The following is a 21,413-nucleotide window of genomic DNA, read 5'->3' as shown; positions in this document are numbered from 1 at the left end:
TCGATTTCAGACACAAGACGATCTTCGTTGATTCAGGAAATCCGTGCGACCGGTTGCCGCTCTCGCTCCCTGCGGAACTCCGGGTTGCGCTTCGTGACCCTCGCTGCAACTCCTGGGATCGCCGTGCAGGAAATCGATTTCAGGCACGCTCGCCCTCCCCGCGGCGGGAGATGCGCACTGGGACGAACGTCCGAGAAAGACCCGGCGGACTGATCGCGGGCGCGCGGACGGCGCCCGCCTGCGGCGCTCAGCGCGCGCTGTCGTCCGGATCGTCGGCGAGGTCGTCGGGGTGATCCTGAGCACTCCCCCACGGCCGCCACAGCACGACCTCGGTGGAGCGGCGGATCCGGCGTCCGGACGGGACGGCCATGACGGATCCGGTCGTGCCCGCGGCGAAGACGCGCACGCCGGGGCGGTTGGCACGCTCCTCGCGCAGTGCGAGCTCGAGCTCGACCACACGGCGATGCAGTGTGCGCACCTCGTCCTCGAGGTCGAGCAGGCGCGCGATCGCGGGCAGGCTCATGCCCTCGCTGGACAGCTGGGCGACCTCGCGCAGCTGTTCGATGTCGCGCATCGAATAGCGGCGGGATCCGCCGCGGGTGCGTCCGGGCACGACGAGCCCGATCCGGTCGTACTGGCGCAGGGTCTGCGGGTGCATCCCCGCGAGCTCGGCCGCGACGGCGATCGCGAAGACCGGGGTGTCGGCGCTCATGCGCTCATCGGGCATGACGCACCTCCGGCACTGCCGTTCCGGTCGGGCGCCCTTCGTCTCGCTGCGCTCGCTCAGGGACCGACGAACCGGTTCCTGAAGCGGCTCGCTCAGGGACCGACGAACCGGTTCCTGAAGCGAGGCGCTCAGGGACCGACGAACCGGTTCCTGAGCGAGGAGCGCAGCGACGAGACGAAGGACGCTCAACGGCCGAGAGGCTCATCACGCCCGCGCCTTCGCCAGCAGCTCGGCGCGCGGGTTCTCCGCAGGCTCGGCGGCGCGGAAGCGCTCCAGCGCCTCGCGCGCGGCGTCGTCGAGGTGCGACGGCACGGCCACCTGGACCTCAGCGAGCAGGTCGCCGGTGCCCTTGGACGTCGTGACGCCTCGGCCCTTGACCCGCAGCACGCGACCGGACGGCGTACCCGGCGCGACCTTGAGCTTGACCGGATCGCCACCGAGCGTCGGCACCTCGATCGTGGCGCCGAGTGCCGCCTCGGTGAAGGTGATCGGCACGGTGACGCGCAGGTTGAGCCCGTCGCGGGTGAACACCGGATGCGGCTTCACAGCGACCTGCACCACGATGTCGCCGTTCTCCCCGCCGTCGGGCGAAGGCCGCCCGCGTCCGCGGAGACGGATCTTCTGCCCGTCCTTCACGCCGGCGGGGATCTTCACCTTGAGCGGCCGACCGTCCTCGCCCTGCAGCGTGACGGTCTCGCCCTGCACCGCGGTCGCGAACGACAGCGTCGTGCGGGCCGTGACGTCGGCGCCCTTCTGCGGGCCGCCGAAGCCCCGGTAGCCGCCGGACGGCTGACCGAAGCGCCCGGATCCGAAGGATCCGCCACCCTGGTTGAACATCGCGAAGATGTCGTCGAAGTCGCCCTGCTGGCCGCCACGGCCCCGGCCGAACGCGCTGAACACGTCCTCGAAGCCGCCGTTGCCGGCGCTCCCCGGAGCCGTGAAGCGCGCACCGCCGGCGCCCATCGCGCGGATCTGGTCGTACTCGGCGCGCTGCTCCGTGTCGGAGAGCACCGAGTACGCCTCGCTGATCTCCTTGAACTTCGCCTCCGCCGCGGCGTCGCCGGGGTTGGAGTCGGGGTGGTGCTTGCGCGCGAGCTTGCGGTAGGTCTTCTTCAGATCCGCCTCGGAGACGTCCTTCGAGACGCCGAGGGTCTTGTAGAAGTCCTTGTCGAACCAGTCCTGGCTAGCCATATGCTAAGCGGTCCCTGAGCCTGCCGAAGGGTCTGCGGGAACGGCGACGACGACCTTGGCGGGACGCAGTTCGACGTCGCCCAGGCGGTAGCCCACCTCGACGACCTCGAGCACGACGGCCTTCGCAACTCCCGGAGTGGGCTGCTGGAAGATCGCCTCGTGCTGCTGCGGGTCGAACTCGTCGCCCTTCTCGCCGTAGGAGATCACGCCGAGGCGCTCGACGACCGAACGGACCTTGTCGGCGATCGCGGCGAAGGGGGTCCCCTCCACCAGATCGCCGTGCGTGGCGGCGCGGTCGAGGTCGTCGAGCACGGGGAGCAGGCCCTTGGCGGCCTCGCCCTTCGCGCGCTGGATCTCGATGCCGCGCTGCTCCTCGGTGCGGCGGCGGTAGTTCGCGTACTCGGCCTGAAGGCGCTTGAGGTCGACGAGCAGCGTGTGCTCGGCGTCGTGGAGGGCTGCGTCCTCCACCGCGTCCTCGGCGAGCGCGTCGTCGTTCTGCGCGATGTTCAGGATGTCGTCGACCGTGAGCTCTTCGGCGTCCTGCGTGTCATCGGATCCTTCGACGGGCTCAGGGACCGGCCCGGGGCCGGACGCGTTCGCGTCCGACCCCTGACCGCCGACCTCACGGCCCTCTTCGGGCTCTTCGAAGTCCTTGGGATCCGTCATTACTTCTTCTCGTCCTCGTCGTCCACGACCTCGGCGTCCACGACGTCCTCATCGGACGCCGCGCTCTCGCCGGCGGGCGCGCCCTCGGAGGCTCCGGGGGCCGCGTCGGCCTGGGACTGCGCGTAGATCGCCTCGCCGAGCTTCGTCTGCGACTGGTTCAGCTTGTCGAACGCGGTCTTCACGGCCTCGTCGTCCTCGCCGGCCAGTGCGGTCTTGAGCGCGTCGACGTCGGCCTTGACCTCGGTCTTGACGTCCTCGGGGAGCTTGTCCTCGTTCTCCGAGATGAGCTTCTCGATCGAGTACGACAGCGTCTCGGCCTGGTTGCGGACCTCGGCCGACTCGCGGCGCTTCTTGTCCTCGGCGGCGTGCTCCTCGGCCTCGCGCACCATGCGGTCGATGTCGTCCTTCGAGAGCGACGAGCCGCCCGTGATGGTCATCGACTGCTCCTTGCCCGTGCCCTTGTCCTTGGCGGACACGTGCACGATGCCGTTCGCATCGATGTCGAAGGTGACCTCGACCTGCGGGATGCCGCGCGGAGCCGGCGCGATGCCGGTCAGCTCGAACGTGCCCAGCGGCTTGTTGTCGCGGGTGAACTCGCGCTCACCCTGGAAGACCTGGATCGCGACCGACGGCTGGTTGTCGTCGGCGGTCGTGAAGGTCTCGCTGCGCTTGGTCGGGATGGCGGTGTTGCGCTCGATGAGCTTGGTCATCATGCCGCCCTTGGTCTCGATGCCGAGGCTCAGCGGGGTGACGTCGATGAGGAGGACGTCTTTGCGCTCGCCCTTGAGGACACCGGCCTGCAGGGCGGCGCCGACGGCGACGACCTCGTCCGGGTTCACGCCCTTGTTGGCCTCCTTGCCGGTCTCGCGCTTGACGAGCTCGGCCACGGCGGGCATGCGGGTGGAACCGCCGACGAGCACGACGTGCGCGATGTCACCGACCTTGATGCCGGCCTCGCGGATGACGTCCTCGAAGGGCTTCTTGGTGCGGTCGAGCAGGTCCTTGGTGAGGTCCTCGAACTTCGCGCGGGTGATCGTCTCGCTCAGCGACACGGGGCCGTTCTCGGTGAGCGACAGGTACGGCAGGTTGACGCTGGTCGACGTCGAGGAGCTGAGCTCCTTCTTCGCCTGCTCCGCGGCCTCCTTGAGGCGCTGCAGCGCGATCTTGTCGCCCGAGACGTCGACGCCGGTCGAGTCCTTGAACTGCTTGATCAGGTAGTCGACGAGACGCTGGTCCCAGTCGTCGCCGCCGAGGCGGTTGTCACCGGCGGTGGAGCGCACCTGGATGGTGGAGAAGTCGTCGTCCTTGCCCACCTCGAGCAACGAGACGTCGAACGTGCCGCCACCGAGGTCGAAGACGAGGATGAGCTCGTCCTCCTTGCCCTTGTCGAGGCCGTAGGCGAGGGCCGCGGCGGTCGGCTCGTTGATGATGCGCAGGACGTTGAGGCCCGAGATCTCGCCGGCCTCCTTGGTGGCCTGACGCTCGGCGTCGTTGAAGTACGCCGGGACGGTGATGACCGCGTCGGTCACGGTGTCGCCCAGGTACGCCTCGGCGTCACGCTTGAGCTTCTGCAGGATGCGCGCGGAGATCTCCTGCGGCGTCCACTTCTTGCCGTCCACGTCGAACGACCAGTCGGTGCCCATGTGGCGCTTGACCGATGCGATCGTGCGGTCCACGTTGGTGACGGCCTGGCGCTTCGCGGTCTCGCCGACGAGCACCTCCCCGTCCTTGGTGAAGGCGACCACCGAGGGGGTGGTCCGGAAGCCTTCGGCGTTGGCGATGACCTTGGGCTCGCCGCCCTCGAGGACGCTGACGACGGAGTTCGTCGTACCGAGGTCGATACCGACAGCACGTGCCATTTGTTTTCTCCTTCAGTCGGAAGTTTCTGGGAAAGTCTGCGCGATCCCCTGTTCCACCGGAGAAGATCCCTGCGAAACCTGAGTCGCGATGACTCAAGGGTACGCTCGACGTCAAGAGTTGTCAACAAACTTGATACCAGTCGGCTCAAGTTTGGTGATGGGGCTCGGATCCTCTCGGAACTCAGGATCCGAGCGCGTCGACCGTCGCGTCGTCCAGCGTGAGGACGACCTCCTGATAGGAGGCGATCATCGCCAGCACCTCCTCGCGGTAACCCTCCCGCCAGAGCGCGCTGCCGTAGAAGCGGTCCTCCTGCTCGTCCCGATGGACGGTCGAGTCGAACGCACGCATGAGGACGTACGACACGTCGTCATGCTCGCTCGCGCCGTAGCGCACCACGCGGATCCCCTGATCGGCGAGCATCGGCATGACCTTCGTGCGGAAGAGGTCGTGGAAGCCCTCACGGGCACCGGGATGCAGGACGTAGGAGCGGATCTCGAGCACGGTCATGACGACTCCGGAAGAGGACGGCGGGCGCGGATGACCGCCATCCTCGCACGGCACCCCGTGCCCGATCCAGACTCTTCCGCGCGCGATCCAGACTCCTCCACGGTCGGACTGCGGTCAGTGGCCCCCGCCGGGAGGGCCGATCAGCAGCAGCACCGCGAAGAGCGCGGCGACCGCGGCGACGATGAGCAGCGCGAGCACCCACGGACGGTGCAGGAACCAGCGCATCGCGCGGTCGTACCAGGCGGCGTCGCGCGGGTCCTCGGTCTGCTCCAGACGCCAGTCGCCGGCGAGGCGGCCGCTGCGGTGCAGCCAGATCTCGGCGGGGATCGTGGCGTAGGGCACGATCGCGCTCGCGATCGCGAGGATCGCGACGCCGACGCCCCAGCGCTGGTGGAACGCGAGCAGCACCGCCGTAGCGCCGTAGGAGAGGAAGACGAAGCCGTGGATGGATCCTGCGATCGTCACGAGCACCGGCGGCAGACCCGTGGCGCGGCCGATCAGTGCGCCGATCAGCAGGGTCCAGGTGATGGCCTCCGCGATCGCGAGCACGCGGAAAAGGCGGGCGGGAGTGGTGAACACGTCTCTCCTCGGGTCGGGTCCCCTCCAGCGTAGGGATCGGGAACCGCCCGTCGCCTCCCGCCGGCCTCCACCTTTCGATGGGTCTTCGGGATTCTCCGCGAGGGCTTCCGCGCGAGCGCCACGGCCCCGTAGACTCGGCGGGCACCGGGAACGCCCCGGGATCCGAGGGAAGGAGCTGACGATGAACGTCTCTGTTGTCGCGCCCTTCGCCGACCTTCTTCCCTGAGGCCGCCCGCCCGATCCCTTCGCGAGCGGCCCCGACCCGGAGCTTCTCGTGATCCCTTCCTCCGCATCCTCGGATGCTTCTGATTCCCTGTTCCTCTCCGCCGCCGATGACGACGACCTCGGCCTTTCCTTCGCCGATGTCGAACTCGGCGAAGGCCAGCGCTGGACCACCTGGCCCGCCGCGACGCCGACCGAACGCGGCCCGCAACCACGCCCCGACTGGGTCGTGACCTCAGCCGGCGCGGTCGACACCGAGCTCGGCATCCTCAAGACCGGCAAGGAGGCCGATGTCTTCCTCCTCGAGCGCGCTGTGCCGGGCGATCCCGGCCAGCGCACGCTCCTCGCCGCCAAGCGCTACCGCGGCACGGAGCACCGCTCGTTCCACCGCTCCGCCGTGTACACCGAGGGCCGGCGCACGCGGAACTCCCGCGACGCCCGCGCGCTCGCGAAGAAGTCGGAGCACGGCCGCGGGGTCGCCGCCGCGCAGTGGTCGCTGGCCGAATTCGAGGCCCTGCGCCGGATGTGGGAGCTCGGCGCCCCCGTGCCCTATCCGGTGCAGGTGAGCGGCACCGAGGTGCTCATGGAGTTCATCGGATCCGCCGACGGCGCCGCGGCACCCCGGCTCGCGCAGGTGCGGCACGATCCGGAGATGCTCCCCGATCTGTTCGCGCAGGTCACCGCACTCATGCGAACCTTCGCCAGGGCCGGGGTCGCGCACGGCGACCTGTCCCCGTACAACCTGCTCGTCCAGGACGGCCGTGTGATCGTGATCGACCTGCCGCAGATCGTGGACACGGTCGCGAACCCGCAGGGTCTGGATCTGCTGCACCGCGACTGCGTCAACGTGTGCGACTGGTTCGCCCGACAGCGCCTCGACGTCGACGCCGAAGAGCTCTTCGGCGAGCTGGTCGCGGAGTCGTTCGGGTGAGGTCGATCGTTGAGCGCGCGCAACATCGTTCTTGGACACATGCGACGCCATCGCGGATCAGCTAACCTGGACGTACACCCCCAGATGCTTCGGCTACTGGTTAGAAGGCCCCGCTCCGGCGGGGCCTTCGGAATTTCTGCACTGGCTTACGGTGCCCGCCGCCATTTCAACGGCCTGCGCACAGTGCCGTGGGCGTCCGATATTTCCTCCGGCAACTGCGATACAGCCAGGCTCTCGATCGTCACCTGCCGGTGAATCGAAATCCCCGTCTGCTTGAGTTCGTTACTCGCCCGCTTCCGTTCCATAGGCGAAAGCAGTCCGATCCGTTTCCCCAGCTCTTCGCAGACCGAACGCATCGGCGTCACGAGATCGGAATCATTGCTGAGCACGACGAACAGTGGCCAACGCCCGAAGATAGGCCTGCTGCCGTTGTGGCGAATCACGGTCCGCGCCGGGAAGGGCCTTCACGATCGCGGTGAAGTAGCGGACCCTCACCCGCTCATACTCCGGGAGCAGCGCACGCGCCAAGGCCTCCAGATCAAGCCATTTGTCCTGCGGCTGCCCTTCAAGGAGGCGTCGATAGAGATTGAACCCGTCGACGTAGACCGAAACCGTCGGCCGGGGCGAGGCGAGTCCGTCGATCATGGCAACCGAGCGTAGCGATTCCCCCGGCGGGGCCGATTTCGGTGTGTGAAGAACTTCCGAGCACTATCCACGGCATCCGCATACACTCCGACCATGCCCCGCCCCGCACTGCTCGCCGTGTCGCACGGCACCTCGGATGCCGCCGGCGCCGCCGCGATCGCGCTGCTCGTGCGCCGCGTCGCCGAGCGCCTCCCCGATGTCGCCGTGCACGCCGGATTCGTCGACGTGCAGGAGCCGGATGCACCGACGGCCCTGGCCTCGGTCGAGGGGCCGGTGGTCGTCGTGCCGCTGCTGCTGTCGCAGGGCTTCCACGTGCAGGTGGATCTGGGCGGCGCCGCCCGGACACGCGACGATGCGGTCGTGACGGATCCGCTCGGACCCGACCCGCGACTCGCGGAGGTGCTCGCGCTCCGGCTGGCGGAGGCCCCCGCTCCCGACCGCGATCCCGGCGCAGATGCGGATGCGGATGGTCCGATCGTGCTCGCCGTCGCGGGATCCCGGGATCCGCGCTCCCTGCCCGACGCCGAGGCGATGGCGGCGCAGCTGGGCGAGCGCCTCGACCGCCCGGTCGTGCCCGCCTACCTCGCCGCGCGGGAACCGAGCCTCGCCGACGCCCTCGCCGCGCATCCCGGCGCCCCCGTGTCGACCTACCTGCTCGCGCACGGCTACTTCTTCGACGTCGCGGAGCGCGCGGCCGGATCCGCCCTCGCGGAGCCGCTGCTCGATGCGGGCGAACCGCCCGCTCCGCTCGTGGACCTCGTGATCGACCGCTATCTCGCAGGCGCTGCGCGGCTCGCCGATCCGCCCGGATCCGGTCAGTGAGCGCGGACACTCCTCGACGCCGAGGCCTCGCACCGGCCTGAGCGCGGAACTTCTTCCCGACCCGTTCACCCGGGCGCAACCTCGGCATCGCCCGAGCGGAGCAGTGTGGCTTGCGACGCTCTTCCCGGAGCGCCGCAGCCTACCGAAGGAGCTACGCATGCGCGCCTCTCGAGCACTTCTTTCCCTTGCCGCCGCGCTGGCCGCCGTCGCGGCCAGCGCGAGTCCCGCGTTCGCTGCCGGGGCCGCAGATGCCCCGGGACAGGACAAGCCCGGCCACTACTCGTTCGCCGTCATCGGCGACGTCCCCTACGGCGCCGCGCAGCAGGCGCTGTTCCCGCAGTGGATCCAGGAGATCAACGCCGCGGATCCTGCGATGACCTTCCACGTCGGCGACATCAAGAACGGATCGACGCGCTGCGACGACGCCCTCTATCAGCAGGTCAAGGGCGACTTCGACACCTTCACCAACCCCCTGATCTACACCCCGGGCGACAACGAGTGGACCGACTGCCACCGTGCGAACAACGGTGCGTACAACCCCCTCGAGCGCCTCGCCTACGACCGCTCCGTGTTCTTCTCGAACCCGGGGGTCTCCCTCGGGCAGAACCCGGCGAAGGTCGACGCGCAGACCGCGGCCGGCTTCCCGGAGAACGTGTCGCTGCGCCGCCAGGGCGTCGACTTCGCCGTGATCCACGTGGTGGGCAGCAACGACGGCGTCCAGCCGTGGACGGGGCTCGGCGACACCAGCCCGCGACCCGAACAGCTCGCCGCGGAGCAGGCGCGCATGGCGAACGCGATCTCGCTCGTGAAGAGCACCTTCGCGACCGCGAGGCAGAAGCACGACCGCGCCGTCATGGTGCTGCTCCAGGCCGACATGTTCGACCCGACCTACGCGCCCGCGTGGAGCGACATCTCGGCGTTCCAGGGCCTCGTGCAGACGCTCGTCGACGAGTCGAGCGCGTTCGACGGCGAGGTGTACCTGGTCAACGGGGACAGCCACGTCTACAACGACGACAAGCCGCTCGCGGCGGACTCCGCCTGGCTGAACACGTACGGCGTGACCGGCTCGGCCGACAACCTCACGCGCCTGACGGTCGACGGGTCCTCGAACAACAAGGACTGGCTGAGTGTCACGATCAACCGCCCGGGCGCCGCGCAGGTGCTGAGCTGGGAGCGCGTCCCGTACGTCGCGCACTGATTCGCGGAAGGCAGAGGCGCACCGCCGACGCCATGAGAGGGAAAGCGTCGCTCGCACGGCGGTGCGGGCGACCTTTTCCCTCTTGAGCGTCCGGCGACCTCGGGGGCGAGATGGATTTCGCTGCCCCGAACCCGCCCAGAACGGCGAGATCCATCTTCGACGGGCGACGGATCCGCGGAGCCGATGAGGCGCGACGGCGGGGCCGATGAACCGCACGGCGGGCCCTCCATCCAACCGCATCCGCCCGTGAAGAATCTGCACCATGTCGAACAATGACGCCCCGTGTCGGAGGGCGTGACATACACGGGCGTCCGCGCGGATCCGCACGTAGCGTGTCCGCATGTCTCCCGAACCGACCGCTGCCGTGCGCGGCGCACGACCGACGACCGATCGCGCTCGCCCGCCGCGCCCGTCGTCCAAGCCCAACGGTCAGTGGAAGATCGACGGCACCGCGCCGCTCAACGGCAACGAGGAGTGGAAGCAGGTCGACAACGGCCTGAGCGTGCGCGAGCGCATCGAGCAGGTGTACTCGAAGGGCGGCTTCGCGAGCATCGACCCGACCGACCTGCACGGCCGCTTCCGTGTGTGGGGTCTGTACACGCAGCGCAAGCCGGGCATCGACGGCGGCCGCACCGCGACGCTCACGCCGGAGGAGCTCGAGGACAAGTACTTCATGATGCGCGTGCGCATCGACGGCGGACAGCTGACCACCGAGCAGCTGCGCGTCATCGCAGGGATCTCCGTCGATTTCGCGCGCGACACGGCCGATGTCACCGATCGGCAGAACATCCAGCTGCACTGGGTGCGCGTCGAGGACGTGCCGGAGATCTGGCGGCGCCTGGAGGCGGTCGGCCTGCAGACCACCGAGGCCTGCGGCGACGTGCCGCGCGTCGTGCTCGGCTCGCCCGTCGCGGGGATCGCCGCGGACGAGATCATCGACCCGACCGCGCAGATCGACGAGATCACCGAGCGGTTCATCGGCGACCCGGAACTCGCGAACCTGCCCCGCAAGTTCAAGACGGCCATCACAGGACACCCCAGCCAGGACGTCGTGCACGAGATCAACGACGTCGCGTTCGTCGGCGTCGTGCACCCCGACCTCGGGGTGGGCTACGACCTCTGGGTGGGCGGCGCGCTGTCGACCACCCCCCGCCTCGGCGAGCGCCTCGGCGTGTTCGTCGCTCCAGAGCTCGTCGCCGAGGTGTGGCACGGGGTGACCAGGATCTTCCGCGACTACGGCTACCGCCGGCTGCGGAACAAGGCCCGCCTGAAGTTCCTGCTGGCGGAGTGGGGCACCGAGAAGTTCCGCCGGATCCTCGAGACCGAGTACCTGGGCGCACCGCTCCCCGACGGCCCCGCGGCTCCCCAGCCGACCAGCCCGGGCGACCACGTGGGCATCCACCGGCAGAAGGACGGCCGGTTCTACATCGGAGTCACCCCGCTCGTCGGGCGGATCTCCGGCCCGTCGCTGGCGAAGCTGGCCGACCTCGTCGAAGAGCACGGCTCGGCGCGGCTGCGCACGACCCCGCACCAGAAGCTGGTCATCCTGGACATCCCGGAGGACCGCGTCCCCTCCCTCGTCGCCGGGCTCGATGCGCTCGGGCTGTCCTCGCGTCCCGACCTGTTCCGGCGCAGCACGATCGCGTGCACGGGCATCGAGTTCTGCAAGCTCGCGATCGTGGAGACCAAGGTGAACGCGGCCGCCGCCGTCGAGCAGCTCGAGGACCGCCTGGCCGGCATCGACCTGCCGCACCCGATCTCGCTCCACGTCAACGGCTGCCCCAACTCGTGCGCCCGCATCCAGACCGCCGACATCGGCTTGAAGGGCCAGCTCGTCACGATCGACGGCGAGCAGGTGCCCGGCTATCAGGTGCACCTCGGCGGCGGACTCGCATCCCCGCTGCGGGAGGAGGCCGGGCTCGGCCGCACGGTGCGCGGCCTGAAGGTCACCGCCGACGGCATCGCCGACTACACAGAACGGGTCGTGCGCCGGTTCCTCGCCGACCGGGAGGCCGACGAGACCTTCGCGGTCTGGGCGCACCGCGCCGACGAGGAGGCACTGCAGTGAGCACGTCCGAACCGGTCGTTGAGCGACCCTTCGACTCGCTGCCGCTCGCTCAGGGCGGGTCTGCGCGAGACGAAACGCGGCGCCCTTCCGAAGACGGCGTTTCGTCTCGGTCGGCTGCGCCGTCCTCGCTCAACGTCCCCGTGAAGCGTCCACTCGACGAGCTGCGCGCGCTCGCCGAGCGCGGCGCCGCGGAGCTGCGCAGCGGATCCCCCGACGAGGCCTCGCCCGCAGAGGCGGTCGCCTGGGTCGCGCAGAACGTCTCACCGCGCCTCGCCGCCGTCGCCTGCTCGATGGCCGACGCCGCGCTGCCGCACCTGGTCGCCGAGGCGATCCCTGGTATCGACGTGCTGTTCCTGGACACCGGCTACCACTTCCTGGAGACGACGTTCACGCGCGACGAGGTCGCCCGCACGCTCGACGTCCGCATCGTGGACGTGAAGCCCGCGCAGACCGTGCGCGAGCAAGACGCCGAGTTCGGCAAGGACCTGTTCTCCCGGGATCCGGCGCTGTGCTGCGAGATGCGCAAGGTCGCACCCCTGCACCAGGCCCTCGGCGCCTACGAGGTGTGGTTCACGGGCGTCCGCCGCGAGGAGGCGCCCACGCGGGCGAACACGCCCCTGATCACGTTCGACGAGCGCAACGGCCTCATCAAGGTGAACCCCGTCGCGGCGTGGTCGTTCGACGACCTCCTCGCCTACGCCAGCGCGCACGAGGTCGTGGTGAACCCGCTCATCGCGAACGGCTACCCCTCGATCGGCTGCGCGCCGTGCACCAAGCCCGTCGCCGCGGGCGAAAACCCCCGCTCCGGCCGCTGGGCCGGACTCGCCAAGACCGAATGCGGACTCCACGTATGAGCATCATCGACACCCTCGACCCCACCATCGAATCGGTCCCTGAGCGAGGAGCGCAGCGACGAGACGAAGGGCTCACCGGGCTCGACCTGCTCGAGGCCGAGGCGATCCACATCATCCGCGAGGTCGTGGCGGAGTTCGAGCGCCCCGTGCTGCTGTTCTCCGGCGGCAAGGATTCCGTGCTCGTGCTGCATCTCGCCGCCCGTGCCTTCGCGCCGGGCCAGATCCCCTTCCCCGTGCTGCACGTGGATACCGGGCACAACTTCGACGAGGTCATCCGGTTCCGCGACGAGACCGTGGAGCGCCTGGGCCTGACGCTCCAGGTCGCCCGCGTGCAGGACTACCTCGACGACGGCCGCCTCGCCGAGCGCCCCGACGGCACCCGCAACGTGCTGCAGACCCAACCGCTGCTCGACGCGATCGCCGCGGGCAAGCACGACGCCGTGTTCGGCGGCGCCCGCCGCGACGAGGACAAGGCGCGCGCCAAGGAGCGCATCATCTCGCTGCGCGACGAGTTCGGGCAGTGGGATCCGCGCAACCAGCGCCCGGAGCTGTGGAGCCTGTACAACGGCCGGCACACGCCGGGCAAGCACGTCCGCGCGTTCCCGATCTCGAACTGGACCGAGCTCGACGTCTGGCGCTACATCGCCCGGGAGCGGATCGCGCTGCCGCCGCTGTACCTGGCGCACGAGCGCGAGGTGTTCCGCCGCGACGGCATGTGGTGGGCCGTGAACGAGCACGCCCAGCCGCGCGAGGGCGAACAGGTCGAACGTCGCGTGGTCCGCTACCGCACGGTGGGGGATGCGAGCTGCACCGGCGCCGTCGAGTCCGACGCGGCGACCGTCGACCAGGTGGTCGCCGAGGTCGCCCGCTCCACGCTCACCGAGCGCGGCGCCACCCGCGCCGACGACCGGATCAGCGAGGCCGCCATGGAGGACCGCAAGAAGAACGGATACTTCTGATGAGCACCGACCTCGGATCCCCCCTCACCCACTCCCCCTCCCCCTCCCTTGCCCGCGAGACTGCAACTGGGCGACGAGACAGCGCCGCAGACGTGCAGTCTCGTCGCGGAGATGAAGTCTCGCGGTCAGAAGGGGGGCGGGAGGCGGGGGTACTGAAGGACACCACGCTGTTCCGGTTCGCGACGGCGGGATCCGTCGACGACGGCAAGTCGACCCTGGTCGGCCGGCTGCTGCACGACGCGAAGGCGATCCTCGCCGACCAGCTCGAGCAGGTCGCCCGCACCTCGGCCGATCGCGGCTTCGCGCACGGCGAGTTCGACTTCGCGCTGCTCACCGACGGCCTGCGCGCCGAACGCGAGCAGGGCATCACGATCGACGTCGCGTACCGCTACTTCGCGACCGACGCACGCAGCTTCATCCTCGCCGACTGCCCCGGCCACGTGCAGTACACCCGCAACATGGTCACCGGATCCGCGACGGCCGACGCCGTGGTCGTCCTCATCGACGCGCGCAAGGGCGTCGTCGAGCAGACCCGTCGGCACCTCGCCGTGGTGTCCCTCCTGCGCGTGCCGCACGTGATCGTCGCGGTCAACAAGATCGACCTCACCGGCTTCGACGAGGACCGCTTCCGTGCGGTCGAGGAGCAGGCGCTCGCGGTCGCCGTCGAGCTCGGCCTGATCGACACGCACGTGATCCCGGTCTCGGCGCTCGAGGGCGACAACATCGTCGATCGGTCCGCGCGCACCCCCTGGTACGACGGCCCGACGCTGCGCGAGCTGCTCGAGACGCTCCCCGCCCGTCAGGCCGAGGAGGACGCCGCCTTCCGCCTGCCCGTGCAGACCGTGATCCGGCCGCAGGGCGGCCTCTCGGCCCTCATCGACGACACCGAGGCCGACGAGCTGCGCGACTACCGCGGCTTCGCCGGGCGGGTGTCGAGCGGATCCGTCCGGGTCGGCGATCGCGTGCAGGTCTTCCCCGGCGGGTACGAGACGACCGTCACCGGGATCCGCGTCGCCGGACGGGTCGCGGAGTCGGCGCACACCGCGCAGTCGATCGCGGTGACGCTCGCCGATGAGGTGGACGCCGCCCGCGGCGCCCTCATCGCGACGGCCGGCACCGCGCCGAGCGGGCATGCGGAGGCCGAGGTCGAGATCTTCCAGCTCGACGTGCGGCCGATCGCGCCGGGTGCGCGCGTGCTCGCCAAGCACGGCACCGCCACCGTGCAGGCGATCGTGACCGAGGTGCTCTCGCGCCGCGACCTGGACACGCTCGCCCTCGAGGACGCCGCCGAGCTGGCCGTGAACGAGATCGGCCGCGTGCGGATCCGCTTCGCATCCGCCCTGCCCCTGGAGCCGTACGCCGAAGACCGGGAGGGCGGCGCGCTGCTGCTCATCCACCCGGTCGACGGCGCGACCCTCGCCGCCGCGACCGTGGTCGCGGCGGCATAAGCGGGGTCGTTATGCGCCCTTCTTCTCGCTTCGCTCGCTCAGGGGCCGGTTCCTGAGCGAGGAGCGAAGCAACGAGACGAAGGACGCTCAACGACCAACAGAAAAGACCCCACCAAGAACGCCCTAAGGAGGCGACAGTGAATCGCAAGACCCGCATCAGCACGGCCATCACGACCCTCGGACTCGCGATGGCGATGCTCGCCGGCTGTGCCTCCGGACAGGCCTCGGCCGCCGACAAGGACGAGAAGCTCGACACCCTGCGCCTGGGCTACTTCGCCACGGTCACGCACGCACCGGCTCTGGTGGGCGTCGAGAAGGGCCTGATCCAGAAGGAGCTCGGCGACACCGCGCTGCACACCGAGGTCTTCAACGCCGGCCCCGCCGCCGTCGAGGCGCTCTCCGCCGGCGCGATCGACGCGGCCTACATCGGCCCGAACCCGGCGATCAACACGTTCATCAAGTCGGGCGGCGCGTCGGCGCGCGTGATCGCAGGAGCCACCAGCGGCGGCGCCTCGCTCGTCGTGCGCGACGGGATCAACACCGCGGAGGACCTCAAGGGCAAGACGCTCGCCTCGCCGCAGCTGGGCAACACGCAGGACGTCGCGCTGCGCACCTGGCTCTCCTCGAAGGGTCTGAAGACGAACGTCTCCGGCGGCGGCGACGTGACCATCACCCCGACCGAGAACGCGCAGACCCTCACGCTCTTCAAGAACGGGCAGCTCGACGGCGCCTGGCTTCCGGAGCCGTGGGCCTCGCGCCTGGTCGTCGAGGCGGGCGCCCACGTGCTGCAGGACGAGCGCGACCTATGGCCCGACGGGAAGTTCCCCACCACGGTGCTGCTCGTGAGCAAGGACTTCGCCGACAAGCACCCGACGGCGGTCAAGGAGCTCCTGGCCGGGCACCTCGACTCGCTGGACTGGATCGCGAAGAATCCGACCGAGGTGCCGGGTGTCGTGAACGCCGCCCTGCAGAAGGCCACGGGAAAGCCCTTGGCCGATGCGGTGCTCACGAAGTCGCTGGCGAACGTGTCGTTCTCCGCGGATCCGAACGCCGCCGCGTTCGCGACCCTCGTGAAGAACGGCGTCACCGCCGGCACGCAGACGAAGGGCTCGATCGAGGGTCTGTTCGACCTCGCGGCGCTCAACACGGCACTCAAGGCCCGGAACGAGCCCGCGGTCGACGACGGCGGGCTGGGAACCAAGAAATGACCGCCCCGCTCGCGCCGAGCTTCGACGGGGTCGCCCCGGTCCTGCCCGTTCCGGATCCGGTGGATCCGGCCGTGCGCCTCGCGCACGTCACCAAGCGGTACGGATCCGGTCCTGTCGTACTCGACGACGTCTCACTCGACATCGCGCCGGGAGAGTTCGTCTGCCTGCTCGGCGCGAGCGGCTGCGGCAAGTCCACCCTGCTCAACCTCATCGCAGGCCTCGAGCCGCTGACCTCCGGCTCGCTCACCGCGCCCGGCGAGGGCGCGGCCGTGATGTTCCAGGACGCGGCGCTCATGCCCTGGCTGAGCGCCCGGCGCAACGTCGAGCTCGCCCTGCGCCTGCGCGGCGTGCCCCGCGCCGAGCGCCGGGCCGAGGCGCTGCGCCTGCTCGGAATCGTGAACCTCGCCGATGCCGCGGACAAGCGCCCGCATGAGCTCTCCGGCGGCATGCGGCAGCGCGTGGCGCTGGCCCGCGCCCTCGCCCAGGACCGGCCCGTGCTGCTCATGGACGAGCCGTTCGCGGCGCTCGACGCGATCACCCGCGACCTGCTGCACGAGGTGCTGGAGAACGTGTGGCGCGAGACCGGGCGCACGATCGTGTTCGTCACGCACAACGTGCGCGAGGCCGCCCGCCTCGGCGAGCGCGTGGTGCTGCTCGGCAGCCGCCCCGGCCGGATCTCGCGCGAATGGCGCGTCGCCCGCACCCGCGGCCGCCGGATCGAATCCCCCGAGGTGTCGGCGCTGGCCGCCGAGATCACCGTCGAGCTGCGGAAGGAGATCCGCCGCAATGCCTCTTGACACCTTCCCCTCCGCGAGCGCTGTCCCCCCGGGGTCGTTGAGCGAGGACGGCGCGCCAGCGCCGACCGAGACGAAACGCGGTGCCCTCGCGGGATCGCGCACCACGGAGCGAGACGACGACCTCTCCCGCCTCGAAGCGGGTCTTGACCGCCTGCAGACCGTCGACAGCGGATCCGGATCCCGCACGCGCGAGCGCCTGCGGGCGATCCTCCCGCCGGTGGGCCTGCTGGTCGTGCTGCTCGCCGCCTGGCAGCTGTACGTCGTCATCGCGCAGCCCCGCCCCGACAAGGCGCCCAGCCCCGTGCAGGTGCTGGGCGCGCTGGGCGAGGCCTGGCAGGCGGGGCGTCTGCAGGAGGCCGTGCTCACGAGTCTCGAGCGCGGCGGCATCGGCTTCGTCATCGCGATCGTCGTCGGCACGCCGCTCGGCCTGCTCCTCGCGGAATGGAAGCTGCTGCGCCGCGCCGCCGGACCCCTGATCTCGGGGCTGCAGGTGCTGCCGTCCGTGGCCTGGGTGCCCGCGGCGATCATCTGGTTCGGGCTCTCGGACGCGACCGTGTACTTCGTGATCCTGATGGGCGCGATCCCCTCGATCGTGAACGGATTGCTCGCCGGCGTCGACCAGGTGCCGCCGCAGCTGCGCCGCGTGGGCACCGTGCTCGGCGCGAACCGCTGGCAGGCCGCCACCGCGATCGTGCTGCCTGCTGCGCTGCCCGGCTATCTCGCCGGGCTCAAGCAGGGCTGGGCGTTCTCGTGGCGGTCCCTGATGGCCGCGGAGATCATCGCGACCGGCGGATCCATCGGCTTCGGGCTCGGATCCATGCTCGATCAGTCCCGTCAGCTCGCCGACCTCCCGGGCGTGCTGGCGACCATCATCCTGATCCTGGCGATCGGCATCCTGATCGAGCTGGTGCTGTTCGCGCCGCTCGAGCGGGCCGTGCTGCGCCGCCGCGGACTTCTGCTCGGAGGCGCATGATGACCACGCCGTACGGAACCGTCACCCTCGTGGGTGCAGGACCCGGCGATGCCGGCCTGCTCACGATCCGCGGGCTGCGCGCCCTCGAGCGCGCCGACGTGATCGTCGCCGACCGTCTCGGCGCGCGCGCCGTGCTCGACCAGCTCGCGGCCGAGGGCGTGATCCTCGCGGCCGAGGTGATAGACGTGGGCAAGACCCCGGGGCATCATCCCGTGCCGCAGAACGAGATCAACGCCTTCCTGGTGCGGCACGCCCGTGCCGGGCGCGAGGTCGTGCGCCTCAAGGGCGGCGATCCGTTCGTGCTCGGGCGCGGCCGCGAGGAGGCGCTGTACTGCGAGGCCGAGGGCATCGCCGTCAGCGTGGTGCCGGGCATCACGAGCGCGATCTCGGTGCCCGCCGTGGCCGGCATCCCGCTCACGCACCGCGGCATCGCCACGGCCTTCACGGTCGCGAGCGCGCACGATCCGATCGCGCAGCTGCCGGGCGGATCCGACCACACGGTCGTGCTGCTCATGGGAATCGGGACGCTCGCGCACACGGCCTGCGTCCTCGCCGGCGGCGACCGCGGAGCCGACTGCCCCGTCGCGATCGTCGAGGACGGCTACGGATCCGACGAGCGCGTCACGATCGGGACACTCGGCACGATCGCCGCCCTCGCCGCCGCGCGCCAGGTCCGCAACCCCGCCGTCGTCGTCGTCGGCGACGTGGTGCGCCTGAGCCCCCACGCCACCCCCTCCCTTACCCGCGAGACTGCAACTCCGCGACGAGACAGCACATCTGGCGTGCAGTCTCGTCGCGGAGATGGAGTCTCGCGGTCATACTTCACCCGCACCGACCGAAAGACCCTGCAGCCGTGACCGCTCTGAACTCCTCCGCCCCGCTCCGCGTCGCGATCGTCGGCGCCGGCCCGGCCGGCATCTACGCCGGCAACATCCTCGCGAACGCCGTGGCGGCCCGCGCGGACGGTTCGTCCGCCGACGCCGCCGACCTCGGATACGACGCGGTCGAGATCGACCTGTTCGAGTCGCTGCCCGCGCCCTACGGCCTGATCCGCTACGGCGTCGCACCCGACCACCCCCGCATCAAGGGCATCGTGAACTCGCTGCACGAGATGCTCGACGCCCAAGCCGTCGGCGCCGACCGCCGGGTGATCCGCTTCCTCGGCAACATCGAGGTCGGCCGCGACGTGTCCCTCGACGAGCTGCAGGCCCGGTATCACGCCGTCGTGCTCGCGACCGGCGCGATCCGCGACGCCGCCCTGCGGATCCCCGGCGCCGACCTGCCCGGATCCTACGGCGCCGCCGACTTCGTGTCCTGGTTCGACGGCCACCCCGACGTCCCACGCACCTGGCCGCTCGTCGACGAGCAGGTCGCGGTGATCGGCAACGGCAACGTCGCGCTCGATGTCGCCCGTATCCTCGCCAAGCTGCCGGAGAACCTGCGCAGCACGGAGGTGCCGGACAACGTGCTCGCCGGGCTCGAGGCCTCCGCCGTCACCGACGTGCACGTGTTCGGCCGCCGTGGTCCCGCCGACATCAAGTTCACCCCGATCGAGCTGCGCGAGCTGGGCGAGGTCGCCGGTGTCGACATCATCCTCGACGACGCCGACTTCGAGGGCGTGGATCCGGCCGCCGCTCCCACCAACCAGCTGAAGATCATGCTGCGCACCCTGAACGCTTGGCGCGACCGGCCCGAGAACCGCGGCGAGAGCACGGGGGCGACCCGCCGCCTGCACCTGCACTTCTGGCACGCTCCGGTGGAGATCGCCGGATCCGACCGCGTCGAGTCGGTGCGCTTCGAGCGCACCGCGCCGAACGAGGACGGATCCGTCTCGGGCACCGGCGAGTTCGTCGAGTACCCGATCACCGCCGTGTACCGTGCCGTCGGCTACTTCGGCTCGCCGATCGTCGACGCCCCCTTCGACGCGCAGCGCGGCGTCGTGCCGAACGAAGCGGGCCGCGTCGACGGCGTTCCGGGACTGTACGCGACCGGCTGGATCAAGCGCGGCCCCGTCGGCCTCATCGGGCACACCAAGTCCGACGCGACCGAGACCATCGCGAACCTGCTCGAGGATGCCGAGGCCGGCCGCCTCGTGGCGCCGTCCGAGACCGCCGACGTCCTGGAACTCCTCGCCGAGCGCGAGGTCGAGGTGACCACCTGGGACGGCTGGCTCGAGCTCGACGCGCACGAGCGCGCCCTGGGCGCCGGGCACGCGCACACCCGCGAGCGGGTCAAGGTCGTGCCGCGCGAGGAGCAGGTGGAGATCTCGCGCAGCGGGGCGCTCACCCGATGACGTACGTGATCGCGCTGCCCTGCGTGGACGTGAAGGACCGCGCGTGCATCGACGAGTGCCCGGTCGACTGCATCTACGAGGGTGAGCGGTCCCTCTACATCCACCCCGATGAGTGCGTCGACTGCGGCGCCTGCGAGCCCGTCTGCCCCGTCGAGGCGATCTACTACGAGGACGACCTGCCCGACGAGTGGACCGACTACTACAAGGCGAACGTCGAGTTCTTCGACGAGATCGGATCCCCGGGCGGCGCCGCCAAGGTCGGCGTCTACGCCTTCGACCACCCGTTCGTGGCGGCACTCCCGCCGCAGGCTGAGGATCATGACTGACGAGCCCCGGTCCTTGAGCGAGCGCAGCGACCCCCGGTTCCTGAGCGAGCGCAGCGACCCCCGGTCCTTGAGCGAGCGCAGCGACCCCCGGTTCCTGAGCGAGCGCAGCGAGACGAAGGACGCAGACGAGCCGTACGACGTGCTCATCGTCGGCGGAGGGCCGGCCGGGCTCTCCGCCGCGCTGAACCTTGCCCGCTCGCTCGCGCGCGTCCTCGTCGTCGACGCGGACCGGCCGCGCAACGCCGCGACGCTCATCTCGCACGGATTCCTCACGCGCGACGGGATCCCCCCGCACGAGCTGCGGCGCCTCGCCCGCGAGGAACTCGCCGCCTACCCCCAGGTGACGATCCGCACCAGGGAGCGCGTGTTCCAGATCGAGGCCGAAGGATCCGGTTTCGTCGCCGAGATCGGCCGCCGCGCGCCCGAGGCGAGGGTCACGGCGCACCGCGTGCTGCTCGCCACGGGGCTGCGCGAGACGCTGCCCGATGTGCCGAACCTGCGCGGCTTCTACGGCGTGAGTCTCTTCAGCTGCGCGGCGTGCGACGCCTGGGAACTGCAGGGCCGCGCGCTCGCCCTCATCGGCGAGACGCCGGATCTGGCGGCCCGCGCGCGGCTCATCGCCCGGTGGACCCGCGACCTCACCGTCTTCACGAACGGCGCCGACGTGGTCGACGCCGCGGAGGAGGCCGAGCTCGCGGCCGCGGGGATCGGGGTCGAGCGCAGCCCGATCGCGGAACTCCACGGCGAGCGCGGCGCGCTCACCGGCATCCGCCTCGCCGACGGATCCGCGCATGCGGTCGAGGGAGGCTTCGTGCGCCCGGAGTGGGAGACCGACCTCTCCTTTCTGCCCGCACTCGCACCAGATCTCGACGCGCACGGCCACCTCGCCGCGGACCGCGCCGGCCGCACCAGCGTTCCCGGCCTCTACGCCGCGGGCGACGTCGCCTCCCCCGGACCACAGCAGCTCATCGTCGCCGCGGGCGCCGGCGCCAGGGTCGCCGCCGTGATGATCCACGACTCGATCGGCGTCGCGACGGCGCACTGACCCGGTCCCCGCAGGCGGCCCGGTGCCAGCGAGTGCTGTCGTACCGTGTCCCACTTTCGGCGGCACCGTGTCCCACTTCTGGTCCAACGGGGCC

At 70.5% G+C, this 21,413-nt stretch carries 21 protein-coding genes; 14 read left to right on the top strand and 7 right to left on the bottom strand.

Annotated elements, in window-relative coordinates; genetic code table 11:
* Positions 1-247: 247 nt before the first annotated feature.
* The 6 genes from ACFC1J_RS04355 to ACFC1J_RS04330 all read right to left on the bottom strand — a co-directional run bounded on the left by ACFC1J_RS04355 (position 248) and on the right by ACFC1J_RS04330 (position 5,530).
* Positions 248-727, bottom strand: coding sequence for a heat shock protein transcriptional repressor HspR (locus tag ACFC1J_RS04355; RefSeq protein ID WP_375902851.1), 480 nt, complete (start codon positions 725-727; stop codon positions 248-250).
* A 204-nt stretch (positions 728-931) separates the two neighbouring features.
* The gene (locus ACFC1J_RS04350; RefSeq protein WP_375902849.1) at positions 932-1,918 is read right to left on the bottom strand and encodes a DnaJ C-terminal domain-containing protein; all 987 of its coding nucleotides are present in this window, start codon (positions 1,916-1,918) and stop codon (positions 932-934) included.
* 3 nt (positions 1,919-1,921) lie between these two features.
* On the bottom strand, positions 1,922-2,584 hold the full coding sequence (gene grpE, locus ACFC1J_RS04345; protein ID WP_375902847.1) for a nucleotide exchange factor GrpE: 663 nt from the start codon (positions 2,582-2,584) through the stop codon (positions 1,922-1,924).
* Positions 2,584-4,443 carry a molecular chaperone DnaK gene (dnaK, locus tag ACFC1J_RS04340; RefSeq protein ID WP_375902845.1) on the bottom strand — a complete coding sequence of 620 codons (1,860 nt, stop codon included), beginning with the start codon at positions 4,441-4,443 and terminating at the stop codon, positions 2,584-2,586. Before dnaK ends, grpE begins: the two co-directional genes overlap by 1 nt.
* 181 nt (positions 4,444-4,624) lie before the next feature.
* Positions 4,625-4,951, bottom strand: a complete 327-nt coding sequence (locus ACFC1J_RS04335; protein ID WP_375902843.1) for an NIPSNAP family protein — start codon at positions 4,949-4,951, stop codon at positions 4,625-4,627.
* Between the two features lie 114 nt (positions 4,952-5,065).
* The gene (locus ACFC1J_RS04330; RefSeq protein ID WP_375902842.1) at positions 5,066-5,530 is read right to left on the bottom strand and encodes a DUF3817 domain-containing protein; all 465 of its coding nucleotides are present in this window, start codon (positions 5,528-5,530) and stop codon (positions 5,066-5,068) included.
* 274 nt (positions 5,531-5,804) lie between these two features.
* On the opposite strand from ACFC1J_RS04330, the gene ACFC1J_RS04325 reads away from it, so the two are divergent.
* Positions 5,805-6,683 carry a serine protein kinase RIO gene (locus tag ACFC1J_RS04325; protein WP_375902840.1) on the top strand — a complete coding sequence of 293 codons (879 nt, stop codon included), beginning with the start codon at positions 5,805-5,807 and terminating at the stop codon, positions 6,681-6,683.
* Positions 6,684-7,058: 375 nt separating this feature from the next.
* On the opposite strand, the gene ACFC1J_RS04320 is transcribed toward ACFC1J_RS04325, so the two are convergent.
* A complete protein-coding gene (locus ACFC1J_RS04320; RefSeq protein ID WP_375902839.1) occupies positions 7,059-7,328 on the bottom strand; it encodes a hypothetical protein in 270 nt (89 codons plus the stop codon).
* 93 nt (positions 7,329-7,421) lie between these two features.
* Here ACFC1J_RS04320 and ACFC1J_RS04315 point away from each other — a divergent pair, with 93 nt between their 5' ends.
* The 13 genes from ACFC1J_RS04315 (at position 7,422) to ACFC1J_RS04255 (ending at position 21,319) form a co-directional block, all read left to right on the top strand.
* Positions 7,422-8,150, top strand: coding sequence for a sirohydrochlorin chelatase (locus ACFC1J_RS04315; RefSeq protein WP_375902837.1), 729 nt, complete (start codon positions 7,422-7,424; stop codon positions 8,148-8,150).
* 157 nt (positions 8,151-8,307) lie between these two features.
* Positions 8,308-9,348: a hypothetical protein gene (locus tag ACFC1J_RS04310; RefSeq protein WP_375902835.1), complete on the top strand. Its 1,041-nt coding sequence runs from the start codon at positions 8,308-8,310 to the stop codon at positions 9,346-9,348.
* Positions 9,349-9,688: 340 nt separating this feature from the next.
* Positions 9,689-11,416 carry a nitrite/sulfite reductase gene (locus ACFC1J_RS04305; RefSeq protein WP_375902833.1) on the top strand — a complete coding sequence of 576 codons (1,728 nt, stop codon included), beginning with the start codon at positions 9,689-9,691 and terminating at the stop codon, positions 11,414-11,416.
* 140 nt (positions 11,417-11,556) lie between these two features.
* Positions 11,557-12,270 (top strand): phosphoadenylyl-sulfate reductase, encoded by a 714-nt coding sequence (locus tag ACFC1J_RS04300; protein WP_375902831.1) that lies wholly within the window; start codon positions 11,557-11,559, stop codon positions 12,268-12,270.
* The gene (gene cysD / locus ACFC1J_RS04295) at positions 12,267-13,229 is read left to right on the top strand and encodes a sulfate adenylyltransferase subunit CysD (protein WP_375902829.1); all 963 of its coding nucleotides are present in this window, start codon (positions 12,267-12,269) and stop codon (positions 13,227-13,229) included. Before ACFC1J_RS04300 ends, cysD begins: the two co-directional genes overlap by 4 nt.
* Positions 13,229-14,677 carry a sulfate adenylyltransferase subunit 1 gene (locus ACFC1J_RS04290; RefSeq protein WP_375902827.1) on the top strand — a complete coding sequence of 483 codons (1,449 nt, stop codon included), beginning with the start codon at positions 13,229-13,231 and terminating at the stop codon, positions 14,675-14,677. The genes cysD and ACFC1J_RS04290 overlap by 1 nt, the downstream gene beginning before the upstream one ends.
* A gap of 137 nt (positions 14,678-14,814) precedes the next feature.
* Complete coding sequence (locus tag ACFC1J_RS04285) at positions 14,815-15,885, top strand: ABC transporter substrate-binding protein (protein WP_375902825.1); 1,071 nt, start codon at positions 14,815-14,817, stop codon at positions 15,883-15,885.
* Entirely contained in the window at positions 15,882-16,682 is an 801-nt protein-coding gene (locus ACFC1J_RS04280; protein ID WP_375902823.1) for an ABC transporter ATP-binding protein, read from the top strand. The genes ACFC1J_RS04285 and ACFC1J_RS04280 overlap by 4 nt, the downstream gene beginning before the upstream one ends.
* Entirely contained in the window at positions 16,672-17,655 is a 984-nt protein-coding gene (locus ACFC1J_RS04275) for an ABC transporter permease (protein ID WP_375902821.1), read from the top strand. Before ACFC1J_RS04280 ends, ACFC1J_RS04275 begins: the two co-directional genes overlap by 11 nt.
* On the top strand, positions 17,655-18,512 hold the full coding sequence (gene cobA / locus ACFC1J_RS04270; RefSeq protein WP_375902819.1) for a uroporphyrinogen-III C-methyltransferase: 858 nt from the start codon (positions 17,655-17,657) through the stop codon (positions 18,510-18,512). The genes ACFC1J_RS04275 and cobA overlap by 1 nt, the downstream gene beginning before the upstream one ends.
* Entirely contained in the window at positions 18,509-19,948 is a 1,440-nt protein-coding gene (locus ACFC1J_RS04265; RefSeq protein ID WP_375902817.1) for an FAD-dependent oxidoreductase, read from the top strand. Before cobA ends, ACFC1J_RS04265 begins: the two co-directional genes overlap by 4 nt.
* Entirely contained in the window at positions 19,945-20,274 is a 330-nt protein-coding gene (fdxA, locus tag ACFC1J_RS04260) for a ferredoxin (protein WP_375902815.1), read from the top strand. Before ACFC1J_RS04265 ends, fdxA begins: the two co-directional genes overlap by 4 nt.
* On the top strand, positions 20,267-21,319 hold the full coding sequence (locus tag ACFC1J_RS04255) for an NAD(P)/FAD-dependent oxidoreductase (protein ID WP_375902813.1): 1,053 nt from the start codon (positions 20,267-20,269) through the stop codon (positions 21,317-21,319). The genes fdxA and ACFC1J_RS04255 overlap by 8 nt, the downstream gene beginning before the upstream one ends.
* Positions 21,320-21,413 lie beyond the last annotated feature (94 nt).

It is taken from the genome of Microbacterium sp. NPDC056052, from assembly GCF_042266785.1.
Taxonomy (GTDB): Bacteria; Actinomycetota; Actinomycetes; order Actinomycetales; family Microbacteriaceae; genus Microbacterium.
The sequence above is the reverse complement of the archived record's forward strand: the minus strand, read 5'-3'. Positions and strand labels throughout refer to the sequence as shown.

What these genes read in the sequence shown, in the direction of transcription:
- ACFC1J_RS04355 (WP_375902851.1), bottom strand. Translation starts at nt 727, where the DNA reads ATGCCCGATGAGCGCATGAGCGCCGACACCCCGGTCTTCGCGATCGCC.
- ACFC1J_RS04350 (WP_375902849.1), bottom strand. Translation starts at nt 1,918, where the DNA reads ATGGCTAGCCAGGACTGGTTCGACAAGGACTTCTACAAGACCCTCGGC.
- grpE (WP_375902847.1), bottom strand. Translation starts at nt 2,584, where the DNA reads ATGACGGATCCCAAGGACTTCGAAGAGCCCGAAGAGGGCCGTGAGGTC.
- dnaK (WP_375902845.1), bottom strand. Translation starts at nt 4,443, where the DNA reads ATGGCACGTGCTGTCGGTATCGACCTCGGTACGACGAACTCCGTCGTC.
- ACFC1J_RS04335 (WP_375902843.1), bottom strand. Translation starts at nt 4,951, where the DNA reads ATGACCGTGCTCGAGATCCGCTCCTACGTCCTGCATCCCGGTGCCCGT.
- ACFC1J_RS04320 (WP_375902839.1), bottom strand. Translation starts at nt 7,328, where the DNA reads ATGATCGACGGACTCGCCTCGCCCCGGCCGACGGTTTCGGTCTACGTC.
- ACFC1J_RS04315 (WP_375902837.1), top strand. Translation starts at nt 7,422, where the DNA reads ATGCCCCGCCCCGCACTGCTCGCCGTGTCGCACGGCACCTCGGATGCC.
- ACFC1J_RS04310 (WP_375902835.1), top strand. Translation starts at nt 8,308, where the DNA reads ATGCGCGCCTCTCGAGCACTTCTTTCCCTTGCCGCCGCGCTGGCCGCC.
- ACFC1J_RS04305 (WP_375902833.1), top strand. Translation starts at nt 9,689, where the DNA reads ATGTCTCCCGAACCGACCGCTGCCGTGCGCGGCGCACGACCGACGACC.
- cysD (WP_375902829.1), top strand. Translation starts at nt 12,267, where the DNA reads ATGAGCATCATCGACACCCTCGACCCCACCATCGAATCGGTCCCTGAG.
- ACFC1J_RS04290 (WP_375902827.1), top strand. Translation starts at nt 13,229, where the DNA reads ATGAGCACCGACCTCGGATCCCCCCTCACCCACTCCCCCTCCCCCTCC.
- ACFC1J_RS04280 (WP_375902823.1), top strand. Translation starts at nt 15,882, where the DNA reads ATGACCGCCCCGCTCGCGCCGAGCTTCGACGGGGTCGCCCCGGTCCTG.
- ACFC1J_RS04275 (WP_375902821.1), top strand. Translation starts at nt 16,672, where the DNA reads ATGCCTCTTGACACCTTCCCCTCCGCGAGCGCTGTCCCCCCGGGGTCG.
- cobA (WP_375902819.1), top strand. Translation starts at nt 17,655, where the DNA reads ATGACCACGCCGTACGGAACCGTCACCCTCGTGGGTGCAGGACCCGGC.
- fdxA (WP_375902815.1), top strand. Translation starts at nt 19,945, where the DNA reads ATGACGTACGTGATCGCGCTGCCCTGCGTGGACGTGAAGGACCGCGCG.
- ACFC1J_RS04255 (WP_375902813.1), top strand. Translation starts at nt 20,267, where the DNA reads ATGACTGACGAGCCCCGGTCCTTGAGCGAGCGCAGCGACCCCCGGTTC.